The organism is Sphingomonas phyllosphaerae 5.2 (assembly GCF_000419605.1).
GTDB classification, from domain to species: domain Bacteria; phylum Pseudomonadota; class Alphaproteobacteria; order Sphingomonadales; family Sphingomonadaceae; genus Sphingomonas; species Sphingomonas phyllosphaerae_B.
Window position 1 is genome coordinate 2,643,193 of the sequence record NZ_ATTI01000001.1, and the last position, 22,539, is coordinate 2,665,731.

The 22,539-nt window shown below is 69.4% G+C and carries 17 protein-coding genes and 1 riboswitch; of the genes, 10 read left to right on the top strand and 7 right to left on the bottom strand.

The features are described from left to right. Window positions 1-162: 162 nt before the first annotated feature. From SPHPHY_RS0112385 to SPHPHY_RS0112415, 7 genes are all read left to right on the top strand, one after another. A complete protein-coding gene (locus SPHPHY_RS0112385; RefSeq protein ID WP_022687005.1) occupies window positions 163-1,275 on the top strand; it encodes an NAD-dependent epimerase/dehydratase family protein in 1,113 nt (370 codons plus the stop codon). Then, window positions 1,272-2,318 (top strand): SDR family NAD(P)-dependent oxidoreductase, encoded by a 1,047-nt coding sequence (locus tag SPHPHY_RS0112390; protein ID WP_022687006.1) that lies wholly within the window; start codon window positions 1,272-1,274, stop codon window positions 2,316-2,318. Before SPHPHY_RS0112385 ends, SPHPHY_RS0112390 begins: the two co-directional genes overlap by 4 nt. Continuing rightward, the gene (locus SPHPHY_RS0112395; RefSeq protein WP_022687007.1) at window positions 2,315-3,400 is read left to right on the top strand and encodes a glycosyltransferase family 4 protein; all 1,086 of its coding nucleotides are present in this window, start codon (window positions 2,315-2,317) and stop codon (window positions 3,398-3,400) included. Before SPHPHY_RS0112390 ends, SPHPHY_RS0112395 begins: the two co-directional genes overlap by 4 nt. Next, window positions 3,397-4,506: a CgeB family protein gene (locus SPHPHY_RS0112400; protein ID WP_022687008.1), complete on the top strand. Its 1,110-nt coding sequence runs from the start codon at window positions 3,397-3,399 to the stop codon at window positions 4,504-4,506. Before SPHPHY_RS0112395 ends, SPHPHY_RS0112400 begins: the two co-directional genes overlap by 4 nt. After that, the gene (locus SPHPHY_RS0112405) at window positions 4,503-5,591 is read left to right on the top strand and encodes a CgeB family protein (RefSeq protein WP_022687009.1); all 1,089 of its coding nucleotides are present in this window, start codon (window positions 4,503-4,505) and stop codon (window positions 5,589-5,591) included. The genes SPHPHY_RS0112400 and SPHPHY_RS0112405 overlap by 4 nt, the downstream gene beginning before the upstream one ends. Then, window positions 5,591-6,685 (top strand): CgeB family protein, encoded by a 1,095-nt coding sequence (locus tag SPHPHY_RS0112410; protein WP_022687010.1) that lies wholly within the window; start codon window positions 5,591-5,593, stop codon window positions 6,683-6,685. The genes SPHPHY_RS0112405 and SPHPHY_RS0112410 overlap by 1 nt, the downstream gene beginning before the upstream one ends. A 232-nt stretch (window positions 6,686-6,917) precedes the next feature. Continuing rightward, on the top strand, window positions 6,918-7,202 hold the full coding sequence (locus tag SPHPHY_RS0112415; protein ID WP_022687011.1) for a CsbD family protein: 285 nt from the start codon (window positions 6,918-6,920) through the stop codon (window positions 7,200-7,202). A gap of 59 nt (window positions 7,203-7,261) precedes the next feature. On the opposite strand, the gene SPHPHY_RS0112420 is transcribed toward SPHPHY_RS0112415, so the two are convergent. The 4 genes from SPHPHY_RS0112420 to SPHPHY_RS0112435 form a co-directional block, all read right to left on the bottom strand. Beyond that, window positions 7,262-7,645 (bottom strand): response regulator, encoded by a 384-nt coding sequence (locus tag SPHPHY_RS0112420; RefSeq protein WP_231370417.1) that lies wholly within the window; start codon window positions 7,643-7,645, stop codon window positions 7,262-7,264. Beyond that, window positions 7,638-11,114, bottom strand: a complete 3,477-nt coding sequence (locus SPHPHY_RS0112425) for a CheR family methyltransferase (RefSeq protein WP_022687013.1) — start codon at window positions 11,112-11,114, stop codon at window positions 7,638-7,640. Before SPHPHY_RS0112425 ends, SPHPHY_RS0112420 begins: the two co-directional genes overlap by 8 nt. Beyond that, complete coding sequence (locus tag SPHPHY_RS0112430) at window positions 11,107-11,703, bottom strand: PAS domain-containing protein (RefSeq protein WP_231370418.1); 597 nt, start codon at window positions 11,701-11,703, stop codon at window positions 11,107-11,109. The genes SPHPHY_RS0112425 and SPHPHY_RS0112430 overlap by 8 nt, the downstream gene beginning before the upstream one ends. 979 nt (window positions 11,704-12,682) lie before the next feature. After that, window positions 12,683-14,098, bottom strand: a complete 1,416-nt coding sequence (locus SPHPHY_RS0112435) for an L-serine ammonia-lyase (protein WP_022687015.1) — start codon at window positions 14,096-14,098, stop codon at window positions 12,683-12,685. Between the two features lie 113 nt (window positions 14,099-14,211). Further along, window positions 14,212-14,300, bottom strand: a riboswitch (glycine riboswitch). Window positions 14,301-14,384: 84 nt separating this feature from the next. Between SPHPHY_RS0112435 and SPHPHY_RS0112440 the strand changes: the two genes are divergently transcribed. Together SPHPHY_RS0112440 and SPHPHY_RS20115 are read left to right on the top strand one after the other, a co-directional pair. Further along, on the top strand, window positions 14,385-15,008 hold the full coding sequence (locus SPHPHY_RS0112440) for a TetR/AcrR family transcriptional regulator (protein WP_022687016.1): 624 nt from the start codon (window positions 14,385-14,387) through the stop codon (window positions 15,006-15,008). 263 nt (window positions 15,009-15,271) lie between these two features. Further along, window positions 15,272-15,727, top strand: coding sequence for a hypothetical protein (locus tag SPHPHY_RS20115; RefSeq protein WP_022687017.1), 456 nt, complete (start codon window positions 15,272-15,274; stop codon window positions 15,725-15,727). A gap of 20 nt (window positions 15,728-15,747) precedes the next feature. Here the strand turns inward: SPHPHY_RS20115 and SPHPHY_RS0112450 are convergent, their stop codons facing one another. From SPHPHY_RS0112450 to SPHPHY_RS0112460, 3 genes are all read right to left on the bottom strand, one after another. Then, on the bottom strand, window positions 15,748-16,998 hold the full coding sequence (locus SPHPHY_RS0112450; protein WP_028056865.1) for an arsenic transporter: 1,251 nt from the start codon (window positions 16,996-16,998) through the stop codon (window positions 15,748-15,750). Continuing rightward, window positions 16,995-18,296: an MFS transporter gene (locus SPHPHY_RS0112455; RefSeq protein WP_022687019.1), complete on the bottom strand. Its 1,302-nt coding sequence runs from the start codon at window positions 18,294-18,296 to the stop codon at window positions 16,995-16,997. The genes SPHPHY_RS0112450 and SPHPHY_RS0112455 overlap by 4 nt, the downstream gene beginning before the upstream one ends. A gap of 86 nt (window positions 18,297-18,382) precedes the next feature. Further along, window positions 18,383-18,874, bottom strand: a complete 492-nt coding sequence (locus SPHPHY_RS0112460; RefSeq protein ID WP_022687020.1) for a nucleoside deaminase — start codon at window positions 18,872-18,874, stop codon at window positions 18,383-18,385. 78 nt (window positions 18,875-18,952) lie between these two features. Here SPHPHY_RS0112460 and SPHPHY_RS0112465 point away from each other — a divergent pair, with 78 nt between their 5' ends. Beyond that, a complete protein-coding gene (locus SPHPHY_RS0112465; RefSeq protein WP_022687021.1) occupies window positions 18,953-22,516 on the top strand; it encodes a hydantoinase B/oxoprolinase family protein in 3,564 nt (1,187 codons plus the stop codon). Window positions 22,517-22,539: the final 23 nt, after the last annotated feature.

A 22,539-nucleotide genomic window follows, 5' to 3' on the forward strand; every position in this document is an offset into this window, starting at 1 on the left:
CGACTGACCTAGATCAATTGCTCGGAACATGTCGACAATATTACGTTCGGACAACAATTTAGGGAACAAGGGTAAGTAGAAGATGTTGTTCCTCCCGTAATCAACCAGCAATGCACGCGCGTGTCATTGATCGAAATCAATCACGCTGCGGGAGGGACCAGCTTGGAAACCATTCTCATCACCGGCGGGGCCGGATTCATCGGCCGGTTCGTCGCCGATGAACTGCTGTCGCGTGGCAACAAGGTCCGCGTTCTCGACAGCCTGATCGAGCAGGTGCACGGCGATTGCGAGCGCCCGCCGCTCCTCAACGACGAAGTCGAGCTGATCCGTGGCGACGTGCGCAACGGCGACGTCGTCTCCAAGGCGCTCGACGGCGTCGACAGCGTGATCCACCTCGCGGCAGAGGTTGGCGTCGGCCAGTCGATGTACGAGGTCGAGCGCTATACCTCCACCAACGACGTCGGCACCGCCGTCCTCTTCGAGAAGCTGATCGACAAGCCGGTGCGCCGCGTCGTCACCGCGTCGTCGATGTCGATCTACGGCGAGGGGCTGTACCGCGACGCCGACGGGAACATGGTGCAGGATGCCGAGCGCAAGGGCCTGCGCGACGGCCTGAGCAACTGGGAGCCGGTCGACGCGCAGGGCCGCCCGCTCACCCCGGTCGCCACCCCGGAGTGGAAGCAGCCGAACCTCGCCTCGATCTACGCGCTCAACAAATATGTGCAGGAGCGCACCACCCACATCATGGCCGCCCCATACGGGATCGAGGGGGTCTGCCTGCGGCTGTTCAACGTCTATGGCCCCGGTCAGGCGCTTTCCAACCCCTACACCGGCGTGCTCGCGATCTTCGCGTCGCGGCTGCTCAACGGGCAGCAGCCGATGATCTTCGAGGATGGCGAGCAGCGCCGCGACTTCGTCCACGTCACCGACGTCGCGCGCGCCTTCGCCGATGCGCTGGTCCTGCCGCAGGCCGTCGGCGGCACCTTCAACATCGGTTCGGGGCATGACCGCTCGGTGCGCGAGATCGCGACCGAACTGGCCGTCGCGATGGGCAAGAACGATCTCCAGCCGGAGATCGTCGGCAAGGCGCGGATCGGCGACATCCGCCACTGCTTCTGCGACACCACGCTCGCGCAGGACCGGCTCGATTTCCGCGCCACGCAGGATTTCACCGCGGGGCTTGCCGAACTCGCCGAATGGGTCGCGCAGCAGACCGCCGAGGACAAGGTGGCCACGATGCGCGCCGAGCTCGAGCGGCGCGGACTGGTCGCATGACGGGAGCGGTGCTGGTCACCGGCGGCGCCGGCTTCATCGGGTCCAACCTGGCCGATCGGCTGGCGGGCGAAGGGCATGATGTCGTGGTCTACGACGCGCTCGCCCGCGCCGGCGTGGAGCGGAACCTCGAATGGCTCCGCCGCCGGCACGGCGCCCGGATCCGCTTCGTCCACGCCGACATCCGCGATGCCGCACGGCTCGCCGACGAAGTCGCGCAGGCCAGGGCAGTGTTCCACTTCGCGGCACAGGTCGCGGTGACGACCAGCCTCGATGATCCCGCCGACGATTTCACCACCAACATCACCGCCACGTTCCAGCTGCTGGAGGCGCTGCGCACGCGCGCACCGCAGGTGCCGCTGATCTTCGCCTCCACCAACAAGGTGTATGGCGATCTCGGCGACCTGGACTTCGCGCTGGAGGATGAAGCCTATCGCCCTGTCGACGCGCACGTCCGCGCGCATGGCATCGGCGAGGCGCGCCCGCTCGACTTCCACACGCCGTACGGCGTGTCGAAGGGCGCCGCCGACCAATATGTCCTCGATTACGCGCGCAGCTTCGGGCTCAAGACCTGCGTCTTCCGCATGAGCTGCATCTATGGCCAGCGGCAGATGGGCACCGAGGATCAGGGCTGGGTCGCGCATTTCCTGATCCGCGCGCTGAACGGTGAGCCGATCACGCTCTACGGCGACGGCCATCAGGTTCGCGACGTGCTCGACGTCAAGGACGCGGTGAACGCCTATGTCGCCGCGTGGCAGCGCATCGACGACGTCGCCGGCCGCGCCTTCAACCTTGGCGGCGGCCCGGCCAATGCCGTCAGCCTGCGGCAATTACTCGCGCATATTGCGACGCTCACCGGCCGCGTGGTCGATGTCCGCTATTCCGGCTGGCGCGCCGGCGATCAGCGCTATTTCGTCGCCGACGCGCGGGCTGCGCAGTCCGCACTGGCGCTCCCCGAGCGCCGTGACTGGCGTGAGGGCGTGGGAGCGCTCGCCGACTGGCTGGAACGCGAGCGCGCCGCACCGGCGATCGAGGCGGCTGCGTGACACGACGGCTGGTGATGACCGCCGACGCGATCGGCGGCGTCTGGCAATATGCCATCGGCCTTGCCTCCGATCTCGTCCGCGCCGGCTGGTCGGTCGATCTCGCCACGCTCGGCCCGCCTCCGTCCGCGGCGCATCATGCGCAGGCCGAGGCGGCCGGCGTCACGTTGATCGACACCGCACTCCCGCTCGACTGGCTTGCGACCGATGCCGCCGCAGTGGTCGCGGCTGCCGACGCGGTCGCCCGGATCGCACGCGCCCGCCGCGCCGATCTCGTCCAGCTCAACCAGCCCGCGCTCGCCATCGCGGAGTTCGCGATGCCTGTCGTCGCGGTTGTCCACAGCTGCGTCGCCAGCTGGTGGGATGCGGTCGAGACCGGCCCGTTGCCCCCCGGCCTCGCCTGGCAGCGTGACCTCACCGCGCGCGGCCTCGCCCGCGCCGACGCGATCGTCTGCCCGTCCCGCGCCTTCGCTGCCACCGTCCAGCGCCTTTACGCATTGCCGGCCGCGCCGCACGCGATCCACAACGGCCGCGCGTTACCCGCGGCGATCGGCCCGCTCGGCGACCGCGCCTTTACCGCCGGCCGCTTGTGGGATCGCGCGAAGAACGTCGCCACGCTCGACCGCGCCGCCGCGCTGATGACGCTCCCGTTCGATGCCGCCGGTGCCGCGCACGGCCCGCATCACGAACGTGTCGAGCTCGCGCACCTCAACCTGCTCGGCCATCTGAACGACGATGCCGTCGCCGAACGTCTCGCCACGCGCCCGATCTTCGCGTCGGCGGCGCGCTACGAACCGTTCGGTCTCGCCGTGCTCGAAGCCGCGCTGACCGGCTGCGCTTTGGTGCTCGCCGACATTCCCACTTTCCGCGAGTTATGGGACGGTGCCGCCACGTTCGTCGCCCCGGACGATGCCGCCGCTTTCGCTCATGCGATAACCGACCTCGCCGCCGATCCAGATCGCCGCATGGCCAGCGGGGCGCGCGCCCGCACCCGCGCACTCGACTATGCGCCAGCGCACGTCACGCGCGCCATGCTCGCCGTCTTCGAAAGCGCGCTCGGCAGTGGCGCACGGGTCGCCGCATGAGGTTCGTGTATTTCACCCACAGCCTCGCCTCGTGCTGGAACCACGGCAACGCGCACTTCCTGCGCGGCGTGCTGTCCGAACTGATCGGGCGCGGCCACGACGTGCGGGTCTACGAGCCCGCGAACGCGTGGAGCCTGCAGAACCTCCTGTCCGACAATGGCGAGGCAGGATTGGACGCCTACAGGACGGCCTACCCCGAGCTGTCCTCGCGAACATTTGGCCCCGGTGCCGACCTGACCGAACTGGTCGACGGCGCCGACGTCGTGATCGTCCACGAATGGAACGCGCACGATCTGGTCGCCGACCTTGGCAAGCTCCGCCGGCAAGGCGCGCCCTACACGTTGTTTTTCCACGATACCCACCATCGCGCCGTCAGCGCGCCCGAAGAGATGCGCGCCTACGACCTTGACGGCTATGACGGCGTGCTCGCGTTCGGCGAGACGCTTTCGCGCGTCTACCGCGACTGGGGCTGGGGCGATCGCGTGTGGACCTGGCACGAAGCCGCCGACACCCGCCGCTTTTTCCCGGTGGAGGGCGACCGCGAAGGGCTGGTCTGGATCGGCAACTGGGGCGACGGCGAACGCACCGCCGAAATCGAGGATTATCTCCTCGCCCCTGCCCGCGACGCCAGCCTGTCACTCGATATCTATGGCGTCCGTTATCCCGATGAAGCCAAAGCGATGCTCGCCGGTTACGGCGCACGCTATCACGGCTGGGCACCCAACGCGGCGGCGCCGGCGATCTTTGCGAACGCACTCGCCACCGTCCACGTCCCGCGCCGATATTACACGACGATCCTGCCCGGCATTCCCACGATCCGCGTGTTCGAGGCGCTTGCCTGCGGGCTCCCCCTCGCTTCCGCGCCATGGGACGATGCCGAGCATCTCTTCCGTCCCGGCACAGACTTCCTCTTCGCACGGTCGCCTACGGAAATGACCAGCGTCCTCAACGACCTGCGCCACGACCCGTCCTTGCGGGCCTCGCTCGCCGCTGCCGGCCTGGAAACCATTCGCGCGCGCCACACCTGTGCGCACCGCGTCGACGAGCTGCTGGCGATCCTCGCCACGCTCGACACCCACTCGCATCCACGGAGCATGCCAGCGTGAAGATCGCCTTCTACGGATCCAGCCTGCTGTCATCGTACTGGAATGGTGCTGCGACCTATTACCGCGGTATCCTGCGCGCGCTCGGCGAGCGCGGCTATGACATCACCTTCTACGAACCCGACGCCTTCGAACGGCAGCAGCATCGCGACATCGATCCGCCCGCTTATGCCAAGGTCGTCGTCTATCCCGCGACGCACGACGCCTTGAACGATGTGCTGGCGGAGGCGGCGAAGGCCGATATCGTCGTAAAGGCGAACGGCGTCGGTGTCTTCGATCGCGAGTTGCTCGATGGCATCATCGCGCATGCGCGCCCTGACGCGCTGAAGATCTTCTGGGATGTCGACGCCGCCGCCACGCTCGACGAAATGCGCGCCGATCCCGATCATCCCGTGCGCGCCGCACTCCCGCATCTCGACATGGTGCTCACCTATGGCGGCGGCGATCCCGTCGTCGATGCGTATCGCGCGTTCGGCGCCGCGGAATGCGTGCCGGTCTACAATGCCCTGGACCCGCAGACCCACCACCCCGTGCCGGCCGACGATCGCTTCGCCTGCGACCTTGCCTTCCTCGGCAATCGCCTTCCCGACCGCGAGGCGCGCGTCGAGGAGTTCTTCCTCCGCCCGGCCGCGCTGCTACCCGGACAACGCTTTTTGATCGGGGGCAACGGCTGGGACTCCAAGGCGATGCCGGAGAATGTGCGCCACCGTGGCCATGTCTTCACTGCCGAGCACAACGCCTTCAACTGCACGCCCCGCGCCGTCCTCAACGTCGCGCGCGATTCGATGGCGCACATCGGCTTCTCCCCCGCCACCCGCGTGTTCGAGGCGGCCGGCGCCGCCGCCTGCCTCATCACCGACGCATGGGAAGGGATCGAGCTGTTCCTCACCCCCGACCATGAAGTGTTGGTCGCGCGCGATGGGCAGGATGTCGCCGACCATCTCGCCGCCCTCACCAGCGACCGTGCGCAGGCGATCGGCAAGGCCGCGCTGAAGCGCGTGCTCGCCGAGCACACCTACGATCTGCGCGGCGCGCAGGTCGACACGCTCTTCAAGGCGCACGCCGCCCGTCAGCGCGAGGCGGCGTGATGAAGCTCGTCGTCCTCGGTCTCTCGCTCAGCTCCAGCTGGGGCAATGGCCACGCCACCACGTTCCGTGCGCTGCTTCGCGCCTTTGCCGCACGCGGCCACGACGTGCTGTTCCTCGAACGTGACATGCCCTGGTACGCCGCACACCGCGACGAGCCGGATCCCGATTATTGCCGTCTCGCGCTCTACGACAGCCTCGCCGCACTCGCGGAGTGGCGGACCGAGATCGAGCAGGCCGATGCGGTGATGGTCGGCTCCTACGTCCCGGACGGCGTCGATGTCGCGCGGACCGTGCAGGCGTGGGCGCGCGGCACCACCGCCTTCTACGACATCGACACCCCCGTCACGCTCGCGAAGCTGGCGCGCGGCGCGTGCGACTATGTCTCGCCCGAGGTGATCCCCGGCTATGACGTCTATTGCTCGTTCACCGGCGGGCCGACGTTGCGGTTGATCGAGGAGCGGTATGCCGCCCCCGCCGCGCGTGCACTCTATTGCTCGGTCGATGCTGATCGCTACCGCCCGACCGGCGCGGCGAAGCGCTGGGACCTCTCGTATCTCGGCACCTACAGCGACGATCGCCAGCCGACCCTCGAACGCCTGTTGATCGAGCCGGCACGTCGCCGTCCCGACAAGCGCTTCGTCGTCGCCGGCCCGCAATACCCCGCCACGATCGACTGGCCTGCCAATGTCGAGCGGATCGAGCACCTCGGCCCGGCCGACCACGCCGACTTCTACTCGGCTAGCCGCGCCACGCTCAACGTCACCCGCGCCGACATGATCGCGGCAGGCTGGTCGCCCTCGGTGCGCCTTTTCGAGGCGACGGCGTGCGGTACGCCGATCGTGTCGGATCGCTGGCCCGGCATCGACGAACTGCTCGTGCCCGACCGCGAAATCCTGCTTGCCGACACCGCCGACGATGTCGCGGCGGCGCTCGCCCGCCCCGATCTCGATGCGATCGGGGCTGCCGGACGCGTGCGCGTGCTCGCCGAGCACACGTCGCACCATCGCGCCGCCGAACTCGAAGCTCACCTCAACGAAGCCGCATCCGCGCGGAGCGTCGACGCCAGAACGCCTCTCGCAACGTCACCAGTGTGACGCGAAAGGGCGCGTTACCGGTCCAGAGCGCGCCCGATCACGCCCCGTATCGCCACGCCGGCGTGAGCCGAGGCCGCGCTTCTCCTGATCCATACGCCAAGCCACGACGCCAAGCCCGCAAAGCCGAACCGGCCACCCGCCGGGGAACGAAGCGCCACGCGCCCGGTTGTGCACCGCGAACGCGCGTCGGGGCTGGCCTGCCGCGCAGCCTGACCCGCAAAGGAGACTTGCGATGAACACCGACACGCTGACGGGCTCGACCACCGATCTGGGCGGGAAGCTGAAGGACGGCCTGGGCAAGGCGCTCAGCGACGATTCGCTGCGTGCAGAGGGCAAGGCCGACCAGGCGCAAGGGACCGCGCAGAAGACCTATGGCGAGGCGAAGGATGCCGTCGAGAGCAGCATCCGTCCGGTCATCGATTATGCGCGCCAGTTCATGCGCGAGCGTCCGTTCGCCGCGGCCGCGGTCGGCGGCGTGCTCGGCATCGCGATCCTGAACACCCTGCGCGGCAAGTAAGCCTGACGCATACGGGCGGGCGTACCATCCGGTACGCCCGCCTTATTCATGTCAGCGGATCAGGCCGCGTCCCGCCGCTCCGCACAACGCTTCAGCGCGCTGGCCAGCGTATCGGGTGCGCTCGGTTTCGGACAGACCGTCGCGCTGGGATAGCGCTGTCGCAATGCCGCATCGTCGGCATGGCCCGAGTGGAACAGCAACGGCACGCCCGCCGCCTGCAACCGGTCCGCCGCCGCGAACACCGTGCCGTCGGCGAGGCGAACGTCCAGCACGGCCACCGCGAACCGCCCGTTGCACCGGTCTATCTCCGCCTGCGCCTCGACGATCGTCGCGCATGGCCCCACGACATGGAAGCCCGCCTCCTCGATCGTCTCCTGCAGATCGAGCGCGATGAACAGCTCGTCCTCCACCAGCAGCACGTCGTCGGTCGGGAGGTCAGTCACGGGCAAGCACACTCGCAGGCAGTTTCATACGCAGGCGGAACGATCGTCCCGCCGCCTCGCTCCGTACCTCGCCACGCAATTGTCGCACGCTCGTCTCCACCAATAGCGAACCGAAGCCGCGCGGCGTGTCCGCCGCGTCATGCTCGCCGTTCCCGCACTCGTCCCATATCAATTCCAGCCCGTCGCCTTCGTACGTCCAGCTGACCGACAGCCCGACGTCGGCGTGCGCCCCCGCATCGCCGTCCAGCGCGCCGTATTTCACCGAATTGGTCGCCCATTCGTGCAGCACCAGCGCCAGCGACGACAGGCAGTTGCGATCCAGCGCCACCATCGGCCCCTCGACGGCGATCCGCGAATGGTCGCGGTACGGCGCCAGCGTCATCTCGACGAGTTCGGCCAGGCCGATCGCTTGCGGCTGCCCGGCCGGCGCGGCCAGCGAGTGCGCAGAACCGAGCGCCGCGATACGATGCCGCAGGTCGTTGGCGAAGGCCCGCACGTCGCTCTGGCTGCGCGCCGCGACCGTGATCATCCCGGCGATCACCGCGAACAGGTTCTTCACGCGGTGGTTCATTTCGCGCAGCATCAGGTCGCGCGTCTCGGCCAGCGCATATTCGGCGGTCACGTCGATCGACACGCCCACCAGTCGCGGCGGGTTACTACCCGCCACGACACGGCCAAAGCCCTTGACCCAGCGCAGATCGCCGTGCGTGGTGCGCACCCGGAACGTCGCCTCGTAATCGCCGTTTCGCTCCACGGCGCGGCGCAGCGCAGCTTCGACCGCCGCGCGGTCCTCCGGCTCGATCCGCTCCAGCAACGCGTCGATCCGCGTCGTGTCGGCATCCGGAACGTCGAACAATTGCTGCTCGACCGCGTCGATCACCGTCTCACCGGTTTCCGGGCAATATTCCCACACCCCGATCCCGGCCGCCTTGATCGCAAGGTCCAGCCGCTCGCGCTCCGACGCCAGCTGGCGCTCCAGCGCCAACGCCTCGGTGATATCGGTCAGCACCAGCGACGCGCCGTCGATCGCGCCGCTCTGCGTCCGGTACGGCAGCACGCGCAGCGACAGCACGCGCGTGCCGTCGGCGGTGTTCACGCGGCGCTGCGTCACGGGCGCGCCACCGGCGACCGCGCGCGCGTCGTCGAGATACTCGGTTCCACGCAGCCGGCTCGCGACGTCGCTCAGCAGCCGCCCGCGGTCGCCGGGTTGCAGCGGGAAGATCGAGGTGGCGGCGGCGGTGTAGCTGCGCACGCGCAGCGCCCCGTCCAGCACCACCACGGCCAGTTCGGTCGATTGATAGAAGTTGCGAAGGTCCGAGTTGGCGACGGTCAGTTGCTCGACCTTGCCCTTCAACTCGTCGTTGACGGTCGACAGCTCCTCGTTGGTCGACTGCAACTCCTCGTTCATCGACATCATCTCTTCGTTGGAGCTCTTCAGCTCCTCGTTCGCGGTCTCCAGTTCCTCGATCGCCGAGCGGAGGCGATGGCGGGTCTGGCGCAGCTCGTCCTCGATCGCCTCCAGATGGTCGTCATGGGCGGTCAGGTCCTGCAGCTCGCCCTGCTCGGCGGGGCGGAACGGTCCAGAGTCGCGGAACACGAACAGCAGGCTGCGATCGCCCAGCGGGTCGCAGATCACCTCGACCGGCTGGATGCCGAAGTCGGTCTCCACCGCCACGTCGCGCGCCACCACGCGCCGTCGCTCGTCGCGCGCCTGCCGCAGCAGCGGGCCGATGACCGCGCGCAATCCGGGCCGCGCCAGGTTCACCGCGCTGCTGCCGCCCGTGCGCGTCACCGGAAACTCGAAATAGCGGCTCAGCTTGCCATAGGCCGACACGATTCCGCCATCCTGGTCGACGATCAGGCTGGCCGGCGCATAACGCTCGACGATCCGTCGGATTGCGACATTCTCGCGCGATACGGCCGGCATTTCGGCACGGCCGTCGCGCTCGCGCCGCGAGACGACGGGCACGCCGTTGCCCGGCAGGTCGATCGGATAGGTCGTCGGCCCTGGCGCCCGTTCGAACAGCCGTGCATGCTGGTCGACCGGCGGAAACAATTGTTCGAACCGCCCGACGCTCTCCGATGGTCCCAGGAACAGGTAACCGCCCGGCTTCAGCGCATAATGGAACAGCGGCAGCACCGCTTGCTGCAAGCGGTCGTCGAAATAGATCAACAGGTTGCGGCAAGACACCAGATCGATCCGGGAAAAAGGCGGATCCTTCACCAGGCTGTGGCTGGAAAAGCGGATCATGTCGCGGATCGCGGCCGCGATCGTGAAGCGATCGGCATGCGGCACCGCGTAACGCTCGCGCAGCGCCGGCGGCAGGTCGGCGAGCGCCGCGGCCGGATAGCTGCCCTCGCGCGCGATCGCCAGCATCTGCTCGTCGATGTCGGTCGCGAAGATCTGTACCGCCAGCGGTTCGCCGGACTCGCGCGCCGCCTCCGCGAACAGCATAGCGATCGTATAGGCTTCCTCGCCGCTCGAGCAGCCCGGCACCCAGATGCGCAGGTCCTCGTCCGCCGTGCGATCACGCAGCAACGGCGCGACCACGCGCGTGCGCAACACCTCGAACGCCTCGGCATCACGGAAGAATCGGGTGACGTTGATGAGCAGGTCGCGGAACAGTGCCTCGCACTCGTCGGCGTCGTTGCGGATCCGCGTCAGATACGCGCGCCCGGTCTCGATCCCGAGCACGTGCATCCGTCGCTCGACGCGGCGCACCAGCGTCGAACGCTTGTAGCCCGAGAAGTCGTGGCCGATCGCATTGCGCAGCACGCGGCACAGCTCGTCGACATGTTCGACGACGACACCGGCCTCCGCGGCTCCCGAACCTTGCGCACGGTCGCGGTCGCGACGGCGGAAAAAGCCTTGCAGGCAGGCCAGGATCTCGCCCGCCGGCTTCACGAAGTCGATCAGCCCGGTCCCCACCGCCGACAGCGGCATCCCGTCGTAGCGCGCGCTTTCCGGCTGCTGGACGATGCCGACGCCGCCATGCTCCTTGATGGCGCGCAGCCCGGTCGTCCCGTCGGCGCCGGTGCCCGACAGGATCACGCACGCCGCATTCGCCTGCTGGTCGCCGGCCAGCGACAGGAAGAAGTCGTCGATCGGGCGACGCAGCCCGCGCGGCTGCTGGAAATCGGTCAGCTCCAGCACGCCGCCATTGATCGCCAGCCCGCGCCCCGGGGGAATGATATAGACGGTGTCCGCCGCGATCCTTTCGCCGCCGGCGCATTGCAGCACGTCCAGCGTTGTGTGGCGATCGAGCAGTTCCGCCAGCATGCTTTCGTGGTGCGGGTCCAGGTGCTGGACGACGACGAATGCCAGCCCGGTCGGCATCTGCGCCGGCCCGAGCATCTCGCGCAATGCCTCCAGCCCACCCGCCGATGCGCCGATCCCGACCACCGGCACGACCGGCGCGGTGGCGTCCGCGAAGGCCGCCGCGATATCCGGCGTGACGCCGCTATGCATCGCCGCCCGCCTCCAGGTTGGCGAGCATCATCTTGGCCTGCGCGATCGTCGCCGCGCTGGTCGCGATCGTCAGCAACGTGCCCTCGACCACCACGCCCGCATCGCTCGCCAGCGGCGCCAGCCGCGCCAGCGTGCTTCCCAGCTGCGCCTCGTATTCCGACAGCATGTCGGGCTGCGACCGGCTGACATCGAACTGCGACGCGAAGAAATAGCGCGTCGCCCCGTCGATCGCGCGCAACCGCGACATGTAGAGCAGGTTTACGAACGGCGTGCCGTCCTTGCGGAAATTGATGATCGCGGTGCGGACGCTCGCCTGGCGCGGCTCCGCCAGGAACTCACGCAGCCGCGCGCGCGGCTCATCGTTGGCGGCATCGCGCTGCAACATGCGGCAATTGCGCCCGACGACGTCGTCCGGCGAATAACCCGTCAGCGCGCAGAAGGAGTCGTTGACCATCAACAGGTGATGATCGTCGGTGGCGGTCGCCACCGCCAGCGCGACGCGCGATTTGCTCAGATAGTCCACCAGCGTTCGCGGCAGTTCCGGAGTCACCCACATTCCGATCTCGACCAAGTCCACGCGATTACGCACGATGCTCAGACAATAACAACCCGCTTCGGCGCTCGGGTCCGTCCCGCCTGTCCCGTCCGCCGCATCGGCGAACCGAGATGACCTGCGAAGGCCGCGGAGCAAGCGCCTGTCGAACCGGTGTCACCGAGGCCACCGATCGTGTCCGCAAGCGATCGACCCGACGGTCGCGCGATCGCGTGAACCCGGTGACGGAGGGGGCGCGCTCCGCCATCACGCAAGCATGATCGTCCAGGCGCCGCCGCCGGTCAGCACCGCGAGCGCCAGGCGGGATCGACATCCCGCGCGTCGCGGGTGCCGGACTGCTCACCGATGAAGATGATCGATCTCTTCGGGCGAACCGCGCTGCCACGATTGGACAGACTTGCTCCCTCCATCCGCCATTGCGAGCGTAGCGAAGCAATCCGGCGTGCGGCACGACGCTCTGGCTTGCTTCGCTGCGCTCGCAATGGCGGCGCTTGCAGGCCGGCGGAATGTCGATCGCTCTTGGCGCCGGCACGCCTTCGTCGGACGATCCCCCGCCTGTGCGGAGGACGTCAGCCTGCTGAAAAAAGTCCGCTGGCGCCACCACGAACGTGTGCGCGCAGGTGCGCCCGGCCGACCGACGGCTGCTCTCGGGGAACGCCGACAACCTGTGCCCGCGGTCGCTGACCGGCGACGCCGAGGATCACAGCCCCGCCAGCGGAACGCCTGCTTGCCGACCCGCGGCCTTCACGGCGCTGCGCCGCTACCTCCGGGAGCCTCGCCGCTGGTGCCCCGGACCATGTCCGGGATGACCGCCCACCGAAGCCGATCGACGTTTTGGATCGAGGCACGTTTGAGGATCCCGTTAGTGCGCTGGCCGTCACGCCGGTTTGCGCCGGGCCACCTCTACCAGCGTCAGTAAGGAGCCGAACCGCGGATCGACTTCGCGAAGCCGATCGCAGCCCACTCTGCCGGGCGACAGGGCGTGCGTCGCACACGCGTCCTGCCGCTGCAGTGCTCAGCATTCCACGACGTTCACCGCCAGCCCGCCCAGGCTCGTTTCCTTATATTGGGTGCGCATGTCCTCGCCGGTCTGGCGCATCGTCTCGATCACCGCGTCCAGGCTGACGACATGGCTGCCGTCGCCGCGCAGGGCGAGGTAGGCGGCGTTGATCGCCTTGACCGCACCCATCGTGTTGCGCTCGATGCACGGGATCTGCACCAGCCCGCCGATCGGATCGCAGGTGAGCCCCAGATTGTGCTCCATCCCGATCTCCGCGGCATTCTCGATCTGCCGGTTGCTGCCGCCCAGCACCGCCGCCAGCGCGCCTGCCGCCATCGAGCAGGCGACCCCGACCTCGCCCTGGCACCCCATCTCCGCCGCCGAGATCGACGCGCGCTTCTTGTAGAGCATTCCGATCGCAGCGGCGGTGTAGAGGAAGCGCCGTGCGCCGTCCTGCCGCACCGCCGCTGGTGCGTCCTGCGCCACCAGCGTCTCATAGAAACGCAGCACTGCCGGCAGCACGCCGGCCGCGCCGTTGGTCGGCGCGGTCACCACGCGTCCGCCGGCGGCATTCTCCTCGTTCACCGCCAGCGCCCACAGGCTCACCCATTCGAACACCTCCGCCGGGTTGCGTCCCGGTGTGTCGCCGGTCAGCGCCTGCTCCAGGGCGCGGGCGCGCCGCCGTACCTTCAGCCCGCCGGGCAACACCCCGTCCTGCGCGATCCCGCGGTCGATGCACGCGCTCATCGCATCGCGGACCGCGTCGAGGAACGCGTCCGCCTCCGCCGGCTCGCGCCACGCCTCCTCGTTGGCGCGCACGATCGCGGCGATCGACAAGCCGGTCAGGTCGCCCGCGGTCAGCAGCTCGGCGCTCGACGAGAACGGGTGCCGCACCGCCACGTTCTGCGCGGCGGCCGGGGCGCCCTTGCGCAGGATCGCGCCGCCGCCGATCGAAAAGTAGGTCTCGGCATAGCCCGTCCCGTCGCCGAGCCGCGCGGTGAAGGTCACGCCGTTGGGGTGTTCGGGCAGGAAGTCGCGCGGGTGAAAGACGATATCGGCCGCTTCCGCAAACGGAATTGCTCGCTCTCCCGCCAGCAGCAGTTTCGATCGTTCGCGGATCGCCGCCAGCAACGCCGGGGCCGCGTCGGGATCGAGCCGCTCCGGCTCCCATCCCGCCAGCCCGAGGATCGCCGCCGTGTCGGTGGCGTGCCCGCGCCCGGTCAGCGCCAGCGATCCGTACAGGTCGCAGCGCACCGCCACCACGCCCGCCGCCTGCGCCACCGCGCGCTGCGCGAAGTCGAACGCCGCGCGCATCGGGCCGACGGTGTGCGAGCTCGACGGGCCGACGCCGATCGTGAACAATTCGGTGATGCTGATCGGGCGCGATGCGCAGCGGTCGAGCGCAGATGTCGTCGGTGTATCGGCGCGCATGGGTATCCTCACCTCGTCGGGTCCATGCCCCATCTGTCCCTTGCGCCTGAGATCGCTATCCCGTCGGCGGGCGTGCGGGGGAATGCTCCCTCTACGCCTCTCTCCAGATGTCCGTCGCCGATCTGGTCCTTCTGCCTGAGAGTTTCCGGGGCGGTTGCTCCTTCGGCGCCGGGGCTGGCCCGGTCTCTCCCATATCGACGTTGCCGCTTGGTATCGGGGAGCCACTGCGGCGGGTCAAGCACCGCCCCTCGACGCAGGCCACCGACCACATTATATACCGTCCGTTATGGAATCGATCACCACCGCCGATGCTCCCGTTGCCACGCGTGGGCGGCCGCGCGAATTCTGCATCGACGCGGCGCTCACCGCGGCGCTCGGCGTGTTCTGGGCAAAGGGCTATGACGGCGCGTCCATGGCTGATCTTACCGCGGCAATGGGCATCACGAAGCCCAGTCTCTACGCGGCGTTCGGCAACAAGGAGCAATTGTTCCACAAGGCGCTCGACCGCTACGAGGCGGAGAAGCTCGCTTACACGCGCGAGGCGCTGAAACAGCCTACCGCCCGCGGGGTCGCCGAACATTTCATGCGCGGCGCTGTAGCGGCGCAGACCAGCACCCGCGACCCGAAGGGTTGCATGGGCGTCATCAGCGCGACGGTGTGCGGGGCGGAAGCCGATTCGATCAAGGCGCACATCACGCAGCGCCGCGCCTCCTCCAACGCCGCGCTCGTCGGACGCTTCCAGCAGGCGCAGCGCGACGGAGACTTGCCGGCACAGCTCGATCCGCAAGGGCTCGCATTCTACCTGTACGCATTGCTGCAAGGGATGGCCGTCCTCGCTGCCTCGGGCGCGACGCGTGCCGATCTCGACCAGATCGTCGACACCACCCTGGCGATGTGGCCCGCGGGCTGACCTAGATAAAATTACCGATCGGTACAGAAAGCCGTTGACGACCCCGAATCGGCTTTATATACCAGGTGGTACGGAATGAGACGCCGCGGCGGCGCCTCAGCATCGCAGGAGCCGCCCATGGATCCTCGTCTGTTCGTCTGCCCCGGCGCGACCTGAAGGTCGCTTCCACCGCTCTTTCCTCTCCTGCCGGCCATCCCGGGCGTCCGCGCCCGTCGGCGGCCTGTGCCCGCCCGTATTCGCCCGCCCCTCAAGGGAGTCCGCCCATGGCCTATCTGATGCTCGACGACGATCGCGCTGTCGTCACCACCGCCCCCCAGTCCGCCAGCGCCCAGCCGGCCAACGCCCAGTCCGCCATGGCCGAGCCTGCCGCTGCCGTCTTCCCGTGCGCCGATCCGGTGCCGACCGACGCGCCCGCGCGGCTCAGCGCGCTTGAATGGTCCGTGGTGGCACTCGCCCGTCAGGACCGGCTAGCGTCGCTGGACCGCCCGGGGCGCATCGCCGTCGCACTGGCGGTGTTGTTCAAGCCGCCGCACAACCGCATGCTCGCCGACGAACGGCTCGAGGCGCTGCGCCGCATCGCGGTGCTCGGCTGGCACTATGGCTATACCGTCCCGACCGACGAGCTGAAGCGCTTCCTCCACGCCGGCTTCTCGCCCGCGCAGTACGAACTGATGATGGACAGCATCGGCGTCGCCCGGCTGCGCAGCGCGCACCGCTGACGCGCGGGGGCGCGCGCCGCTCACCCGATCAGCAGGCGCGCCCCCAGCGCCGCCGCCAGCGCCGGGATCATCGTCGCCGCCCCCACCTTCAGAAACCGCCAGAACCCCACGTCCTCGCCCTCGCGCCGGATCGCCTGCAACCACAGGATCGTGGCCAGGCTGCCGGTGATCGAGAGGTTCGGCCCCAGGTCGACTCCGATCAGCAGCGCGTCGACGATCAGCCGCGGCGGATGCGCCTGCGCCACCGCAGTGCTCGCCACCAGCCCCGCGGGCAGGTTGTTCATCAGGTTCGACGCGAACGCCAGCACGGTGCCGCTCCACGCCGCGCCCGCCACCGGGTCGCTCGCCGCCGCACGTAGCGCCGCCGCCACCCGCGCGATCACGCCGGTGCGGTCCAGCGCCTCGACCAGCACGAACAACCCCGCGACCAGCGGCAACACGCTCCACGATACCGCGCGCATCGTCTCGGTCGGCGCGCGCCGCACCAGCGCCGCCACGCCCAGCATCGTCGCCATCCCCGCCACGCAGGTCGGCAATCCCAGCGGCCGATCGAGCGCCGACACCACCAGCAACAGCAGCGCCGTCGCCGCGATTCCCGCCAGCGCCGCCTTGCCCGCATTCGTCAGCGGTACGCGCGCGACATCCCGCTCGCACGTGCCCGTCAGCCGCGCGCGTTCCACGATCCGCAACGCCGCGAACGTCACGACGATCGCCGCCACCGACGGCAGCGCGAACGACGCGAACCACTGCTCGAGCGGCGGCATCCTGCCGCCATACAGCACGAGGTTCGCCGGATTGGAGATCGGCAACACGAAGCTCGCCGCATTCGCGATCAGCGCGCACGCGAACAGCAATGGCAACGGCTCGGCCTTCGCCTTGCGCGCCGCGGCATAGACGGCCGGTGTCAGCACCACCGCCGTCGCGTCGTTCGACAGGAAGGTCGTCGTGACCACGCCGGTCGCATAGACCAGCAGGAACAGCCGCCCCGGCGATCCCCGCGCATGGCCGACCGCGGTCGCGGCGACCCAGTCGAACAATCCCTGCTCGCGCGCAGTCTCGCTCAGCAGCATCATGCCGATCAGGAACAGGTAGACGTCGCTACCCTTGCCGATCGCGCCCAGCGCCTCGGACGGCGCGAGCAACCCGAACACCAGCAGCAGCACCGCACCGGTCACCGCCCAGATCGCCTCCGGCCAGCGGAACGGCCGCGCGATCACCCCCGCGGTGGCGGCAGCGCAGATGGCCCAGGTCGCGGCGGTCGCCAGCATCATCGCGCGGCGCCACCGCGCGCGTCGTCGCCGGCCTGCGCGCACGCCTGCCGCACCACGCCCGCGAACACGATCCACAACGTCACGCTCACCACCGCGAAGCTCCCCAGCACGTAGAAGGCGGTCCGATATCCAAGCTCCTGCGCCAGCCACCCGCCGATCGCGGGGCTCAGCGACGCGCCGACCCCCTGGATCGTCATGACGGCGCCCTGCCCGACGTTGACGCGCCCGGTGCCGTTCAACAGGCATGCGACCAGCCCGGGCACCGCGACGCTCTGCAGCCCCGCGCCGATTCCGTCCAGCGCCTGCACGGGCCACACGCCCCAATGCTCGATGAACGTCCCGGCAAGGAAGCCGCGCAGTGGCAGCGCCGCGAACGAGATCAGCAGCACCAGCCAGTATCCGCGCCCCGCCGACATCCGCATCGCGACCAGCGACGCGACGATCATCACCGCCTGCGCGACGACGACGGTCGTGGCGGTGAAGATCGCCGCATCACCCTTGCCGGCACCGACGACGGCAAGGCCGTACAGCGGCAGCATCGCACCGTTGCCCAGATGGAAACACGCCAGCGCCGCCGCGAGGATCAGCATCGGCTTGTTGCGCAGCAGCGTCCTGAACCCCTCGGCGTGCCCACCCGCGGCGTCCGCGTCGCCCTTCTCCAGGCCGCGTGCTGCGCGGTGATCGATCGCCCTTTCCGGGATCATCAGCACGCTGCCGATCGCCAGCACGCCGAAGACCGCCGCCAGATAGAAGATCGCCGGCATCCCGAACTTCCAGCCGAGATACCCCGACAGCCCCGCGCCGACCATGTTGCCGGCGTGGTTCCACGCCTGGTTACGCCCGTTCTGCGCGTTGAAGCCTTTTTGTCGGACGATACCGAGCGTCATGCCGGTCACCGCCGGACCGATCGCCGCTCCCGCGATCGCGGTCGCCACCTGGCTGACCGTCACGATCCAGCCGGATTGCGAGAGCAGGATCAGGAACGACGCCATCACCGTGCAGATGCCGGTGACGATCACCAGCAACCGCTTCTTCTCGGTATGGTCGATGAACGCGCCGGCCGGCACGGTCATCAGCATCCCCGCCACGCCGCCGGCGGTCATCACCGAGCCGATCGGCCCGGCTGTCCAGCCGCGCTGTTGCAGGAACACGCCCAGGAACGGGCCGATGCCGGCCTGCATGTCCGCCATGAAGAAGTTGAGCGCTTCAAGCGGCCGGGTCGCGCGCCGCCGCTCTTCGGCAGCCCGCTCCGCTCCTCCGCCACCCGTTCCCGCCGGAGTCCCTGCCACGGTCGCCATGCTGCGCGCTCCTCGCTGTTCGCGCGCCCAACCCGGCAACAGTTCGAAATATCCCGCCTACACTTGATTTATATCATTGTTCCGGATCACAGATTGGCCTGTTCGTCGCGCGGCAATTCGGCGTCGGGCGGATAGTAAAGCGCGGCGCATTCCTCGCGAAGGCACCCGCCCTCGATGACGATGTCATCGCGGTAGGCGTCGGCAATGAAGTCCAGCGTGTTCACGTGACGTGCCTCGAAATACATCTCGTGCACGTCGCCGCGTCCTGCGCCGTAGACGACGCGCCCGACCTTCGACCAGACCGACGCCATCGTGCACATCCCGCATGGTTGCAGCGTCGAATAGAGCGTCGCATCGCGCAGCTCCAGCTCGCCTTCCGCCTCGCACCCGCGGCGAATGGCCATCATTTCCGCATGCGCGGTCGCATCGGGCAATTCCTTGGTCTGGTTGCGCTCGGCGGCGATCACGCGGTCACCGCGCACGATTACGGCACCGAGCGGGGAGGTGGAAGGATCGCTCCCCTTAGAGCGCGCGATCTCGATCGCCATCCGCATCCATCGTTCGTCATCTTGGGTCATCGAGGTCCAACGCCGCTGGCGTCGCCATGGTGCCGTCGTACTGGCGGGCGCGCACAATCGGTGGCAGTCAGTCGCACTATGAGCGAATGGCATTTCTGGATCGACCGCGGCGGCACTTTCACCGACGTGGTCGCGCGTCGCCCCGACGGCGCGCTGGTAACGGCGAAGCTGCTGTCCGAAGATCCGGATCGTCGCCATGACGCGGCGGAGGCGGCGATCCGCCAGCTGACCGGCGTTGGCGACGCTGCGCTGCCCGCATGCGCGATCCGCATCGGCACCACGATCGCCACCAACGCGCTGCTCGAACGCCGCGGCGTGCCCGTGCTGCTCGCGATCACGCGCGGCTTCGGTGACGCCTTGACGATCGGCTATCAGGACCGCCCGGACATCTTCGCGCGCGGCATCCGCCGTCCCGCGCCGCTGTTCGCCGATGTGGTGGAGATCGACGAGCGCGTCGCGGAGGACGGCACCGTCCTTGCCCCGCTCGATCGCGACGCCGCCGCGGCCGCGTTCGCGCGCGCTTATGACGCCGGACTGCGCGCGGTCGCCATCGTCCTCATGCACGGCTGGAAGCACACCGCACACGAGGCGGCACTCGCCGGGCTCGCCCGCGCTGCGGGCTTCACACAGGTCTCGGTCAGCCACCGCACCGCCCCACTGATCCGGTTGGTGGCGCGCGGCGATACCACGCTCGCCGACGCGTATCTGTCGCCCGTGCTCCGCCGCTATGTCGAGGGGCTGGAGGCATCGCTGGGCGACGGGCTGCTCTTCATGCAATCCAGCGGCGGGCTGGTCGCCGGCGACCGCTTCGGCGGCAAGGATGCGCTGCTCTCCGGCCCGGCTGGCGGGATCGTCGGCATGGCGCGCACTGCGCGGGCTGCCGGATTCGACCGTGTGATCGGCTTCGACATGGGCGGCACCTCCACCGACGTGTCGCTCTACGCCGGCCATTATGACCGCCGTTCCGACGCTGTGCTGGCGGGCGTCCGCGTCGCGGTGCCGATGATGCGCATCGATACCGTCGCGGCCGGCGGCGGCTCGATCTGCCATTTCGACGGCGGGCGGTTGCTCGTCGGTCCCGCCTCGGCGGGCAGCGACCCCGGCCCGGCCTGCTACCGCCGCGGCGGGCCGCTGACCGTCACCGATTGCAACCTGATCCTCGGCAAGATCCAGCCGGCGCATTTTCCCGCGCTGTTCGGCCCCGACCGCGATCTCCCGCCCGATCGCGCCGCCGCCGAGGCCGCGCTGGTCCGGCTGCTCGACGACGTCGAAGCCGCCACCGGCGAACGACTTGCGCGCGCGGCCGCCGCCGAGGGGCTGGTCGCGATCGCCGTCGCCAACATGGCGCGCGCGATCCGCGCCGTCTCGGTCGCGCGGGGCGAGGATCCCGCGTCGTACGCGCTCGCCTGCTTCGGTGGTGCCGGGGGGCAGCACGCCTGCCTCGTCGCCGATGCGCTGGGCATGGAACGGGTGCTGATCCATCCGCTCGCCGGCGTCCTGTCCGCGGTCGGAATCGGGCTCGCCGCACGCAGCATCGTCCGCGACGCCACTGTCGCGCTCTCCCTCGACGACCCCGCGCTCGACGCCGCACTCGCCACGCTTCGCGACGGTGCCGCCGCCGCGCTCGCGGCGCAGGGCGTCGCCCGCGACACGATCCGCACCGACGCGCTCGCCCACCTTCGCTACGCCCGCAACGACCAGACGATCGCGGTGCCATGGGACACGCCCGCGCGGATGCGCGACGCCTTCGCCGCCGCGCACCGCCAGCGCTTCGGCTTCGTCGGTGACGATGCGCTGGTGGTCGAACAACTCCGTGTCGAGGCGAGCGACGGCAACGACGGCGTCGGCCTCCCCCCGCCTGCGCTTCCCGCGACGTCAGCGGCACCGCTCGCCACGGCTGACATGTACCTCGCCGGCGCTACGCACCGCGTACCGGTCCATGCCCGTGACACGCTCGCCGCCGATGCGTTGCTCGCCGGCCCGGCGCTGATCGTCGACCCGGTCTCGACCGTCGTCGTCGAGCCCGGCTGGTCGGCGCGCGTCCTCGCCGAGGGCACGCTGCTGCTCGAACGCACCGCCGCGCACCGCACCGCGACGCAGGACGCGGCGGTCGATCCGGTGCGCCTCGAGATTTTCGCCGGCCTCTTCATGGGCATCGCCGAGGAGATGGGCGCCGCGCTCCAGCGCAGCGCCGCCTCGGTCAACATTCGCGAGCGCCTCGACTTCTCCTGCGCGCTGTTCGATGCCGAGGGCGGGCTGGTCGCCAACGCGCCGCATATCCCGGTCCATCTCGGCTCGATGGGTGAGAGCATCCGCACCGTCATCGCCACGCGCGGCACGACGATGCGCGACGGGCAGGTCTATGCGCTCAACGATCCCTATCGCGGCGGCACCCACCTTCCCGATATCACCGTCGTCATGCCGGTGTTCGCGGGTGGGGACGCGCCGGCCTATTTCGTCGCGGCGCGCGGCCATCATGCCGACGTCGGCGGCACCACCCCCGGCTCGATGCCGCCCGACAGCCGCACGCTGGCCGAGGAGGGCGTGGTGTTCGACGACGTGCTGCTCGTCGACGACGGCGTGCTGCGTGAGAGCGCGGTCCGCGATCTGCTCGCCGGCGGCGCATGGCCGGCGCGCAACATCGACCAGAACGTCGCCGACCTCGCCGCGCAGGTCGCCGCCTGCGCGCGCGGTGCCGACGGGCTGCGCCAGCTCGCCGCCAGGCAAGGCACGGCCGTCGTCACCCGCTACATGGCGCACGTCCAGTCGCATGCGGAGGCGATGGCGCGGCGCATGATCGCCACGCTGCCCGATGGCCACTTCCGCTACGAACTGGACGACGGCGCCGCGGTCGAGGTCGCGGTCCGCGTCGATCGCGCCACGGGCAGCGCGACGATCGATTTCGCGGGTACCAGCGCGCAACGCCCGACCAATTTCAACGCCCCGCTCGCCGTCACGCGCGCCGCGGTCCTCTACGTCCTCCGCCTGCTGGTGGACGAGTCGCTGCCACTCAACGAGGGCTTCCTGCGCCCGGTCACGATCGTGGTTCCCGATGGCTCGATGCTCAACCCGCGCGCGCCCGCCGCGGTGGTGGCGGGCAATGTCGAGGTTAGCCAGGTCGTCACCGACGCGCTGCTCGGCGCGCTCGGCGCGATGGCCGGCAGCCAGGGGACGATGAACAACCTCACCTTCGGCGACGACAGCTATCAATATTACGAGACGATCGCCGGCGGCGCGGGCGCCGGCCCCGGTCACGACGGCGCCGACGCGATCCAGACGCACATGACCAACAGCCGGCTGACCGATCCGGAGGTGCTGGAAACGCGCTACCCGGTGCTGGTCGAGCGCTTCGCCATCCGTCGCGGCTCCGGCGGCGCGGGGCAGCATCGCGGCGGCGACGGCACCGTCCGCCGCCTGCGCTTCCTTCGCCCCTTGCGCGCCGGCATCCTCAGCAACCGCCGCCGCGTCGCGCCGTTCGGGCTGGCGGGCGGCGCGGACGGCGCGTGCGGCGCGAACCGCGTCGAACGCGCCGACGGCACGATCGAAGCGCTCGCGTCCACCGCGCGTATCGACATGCGGGAGGGCGACGTGCTGGTGATCGAGACCCCCGGCGGCGGCGGCTACGGGGCGCCGGCGCGATGACCCGCCCGACATGCGACGTGCTT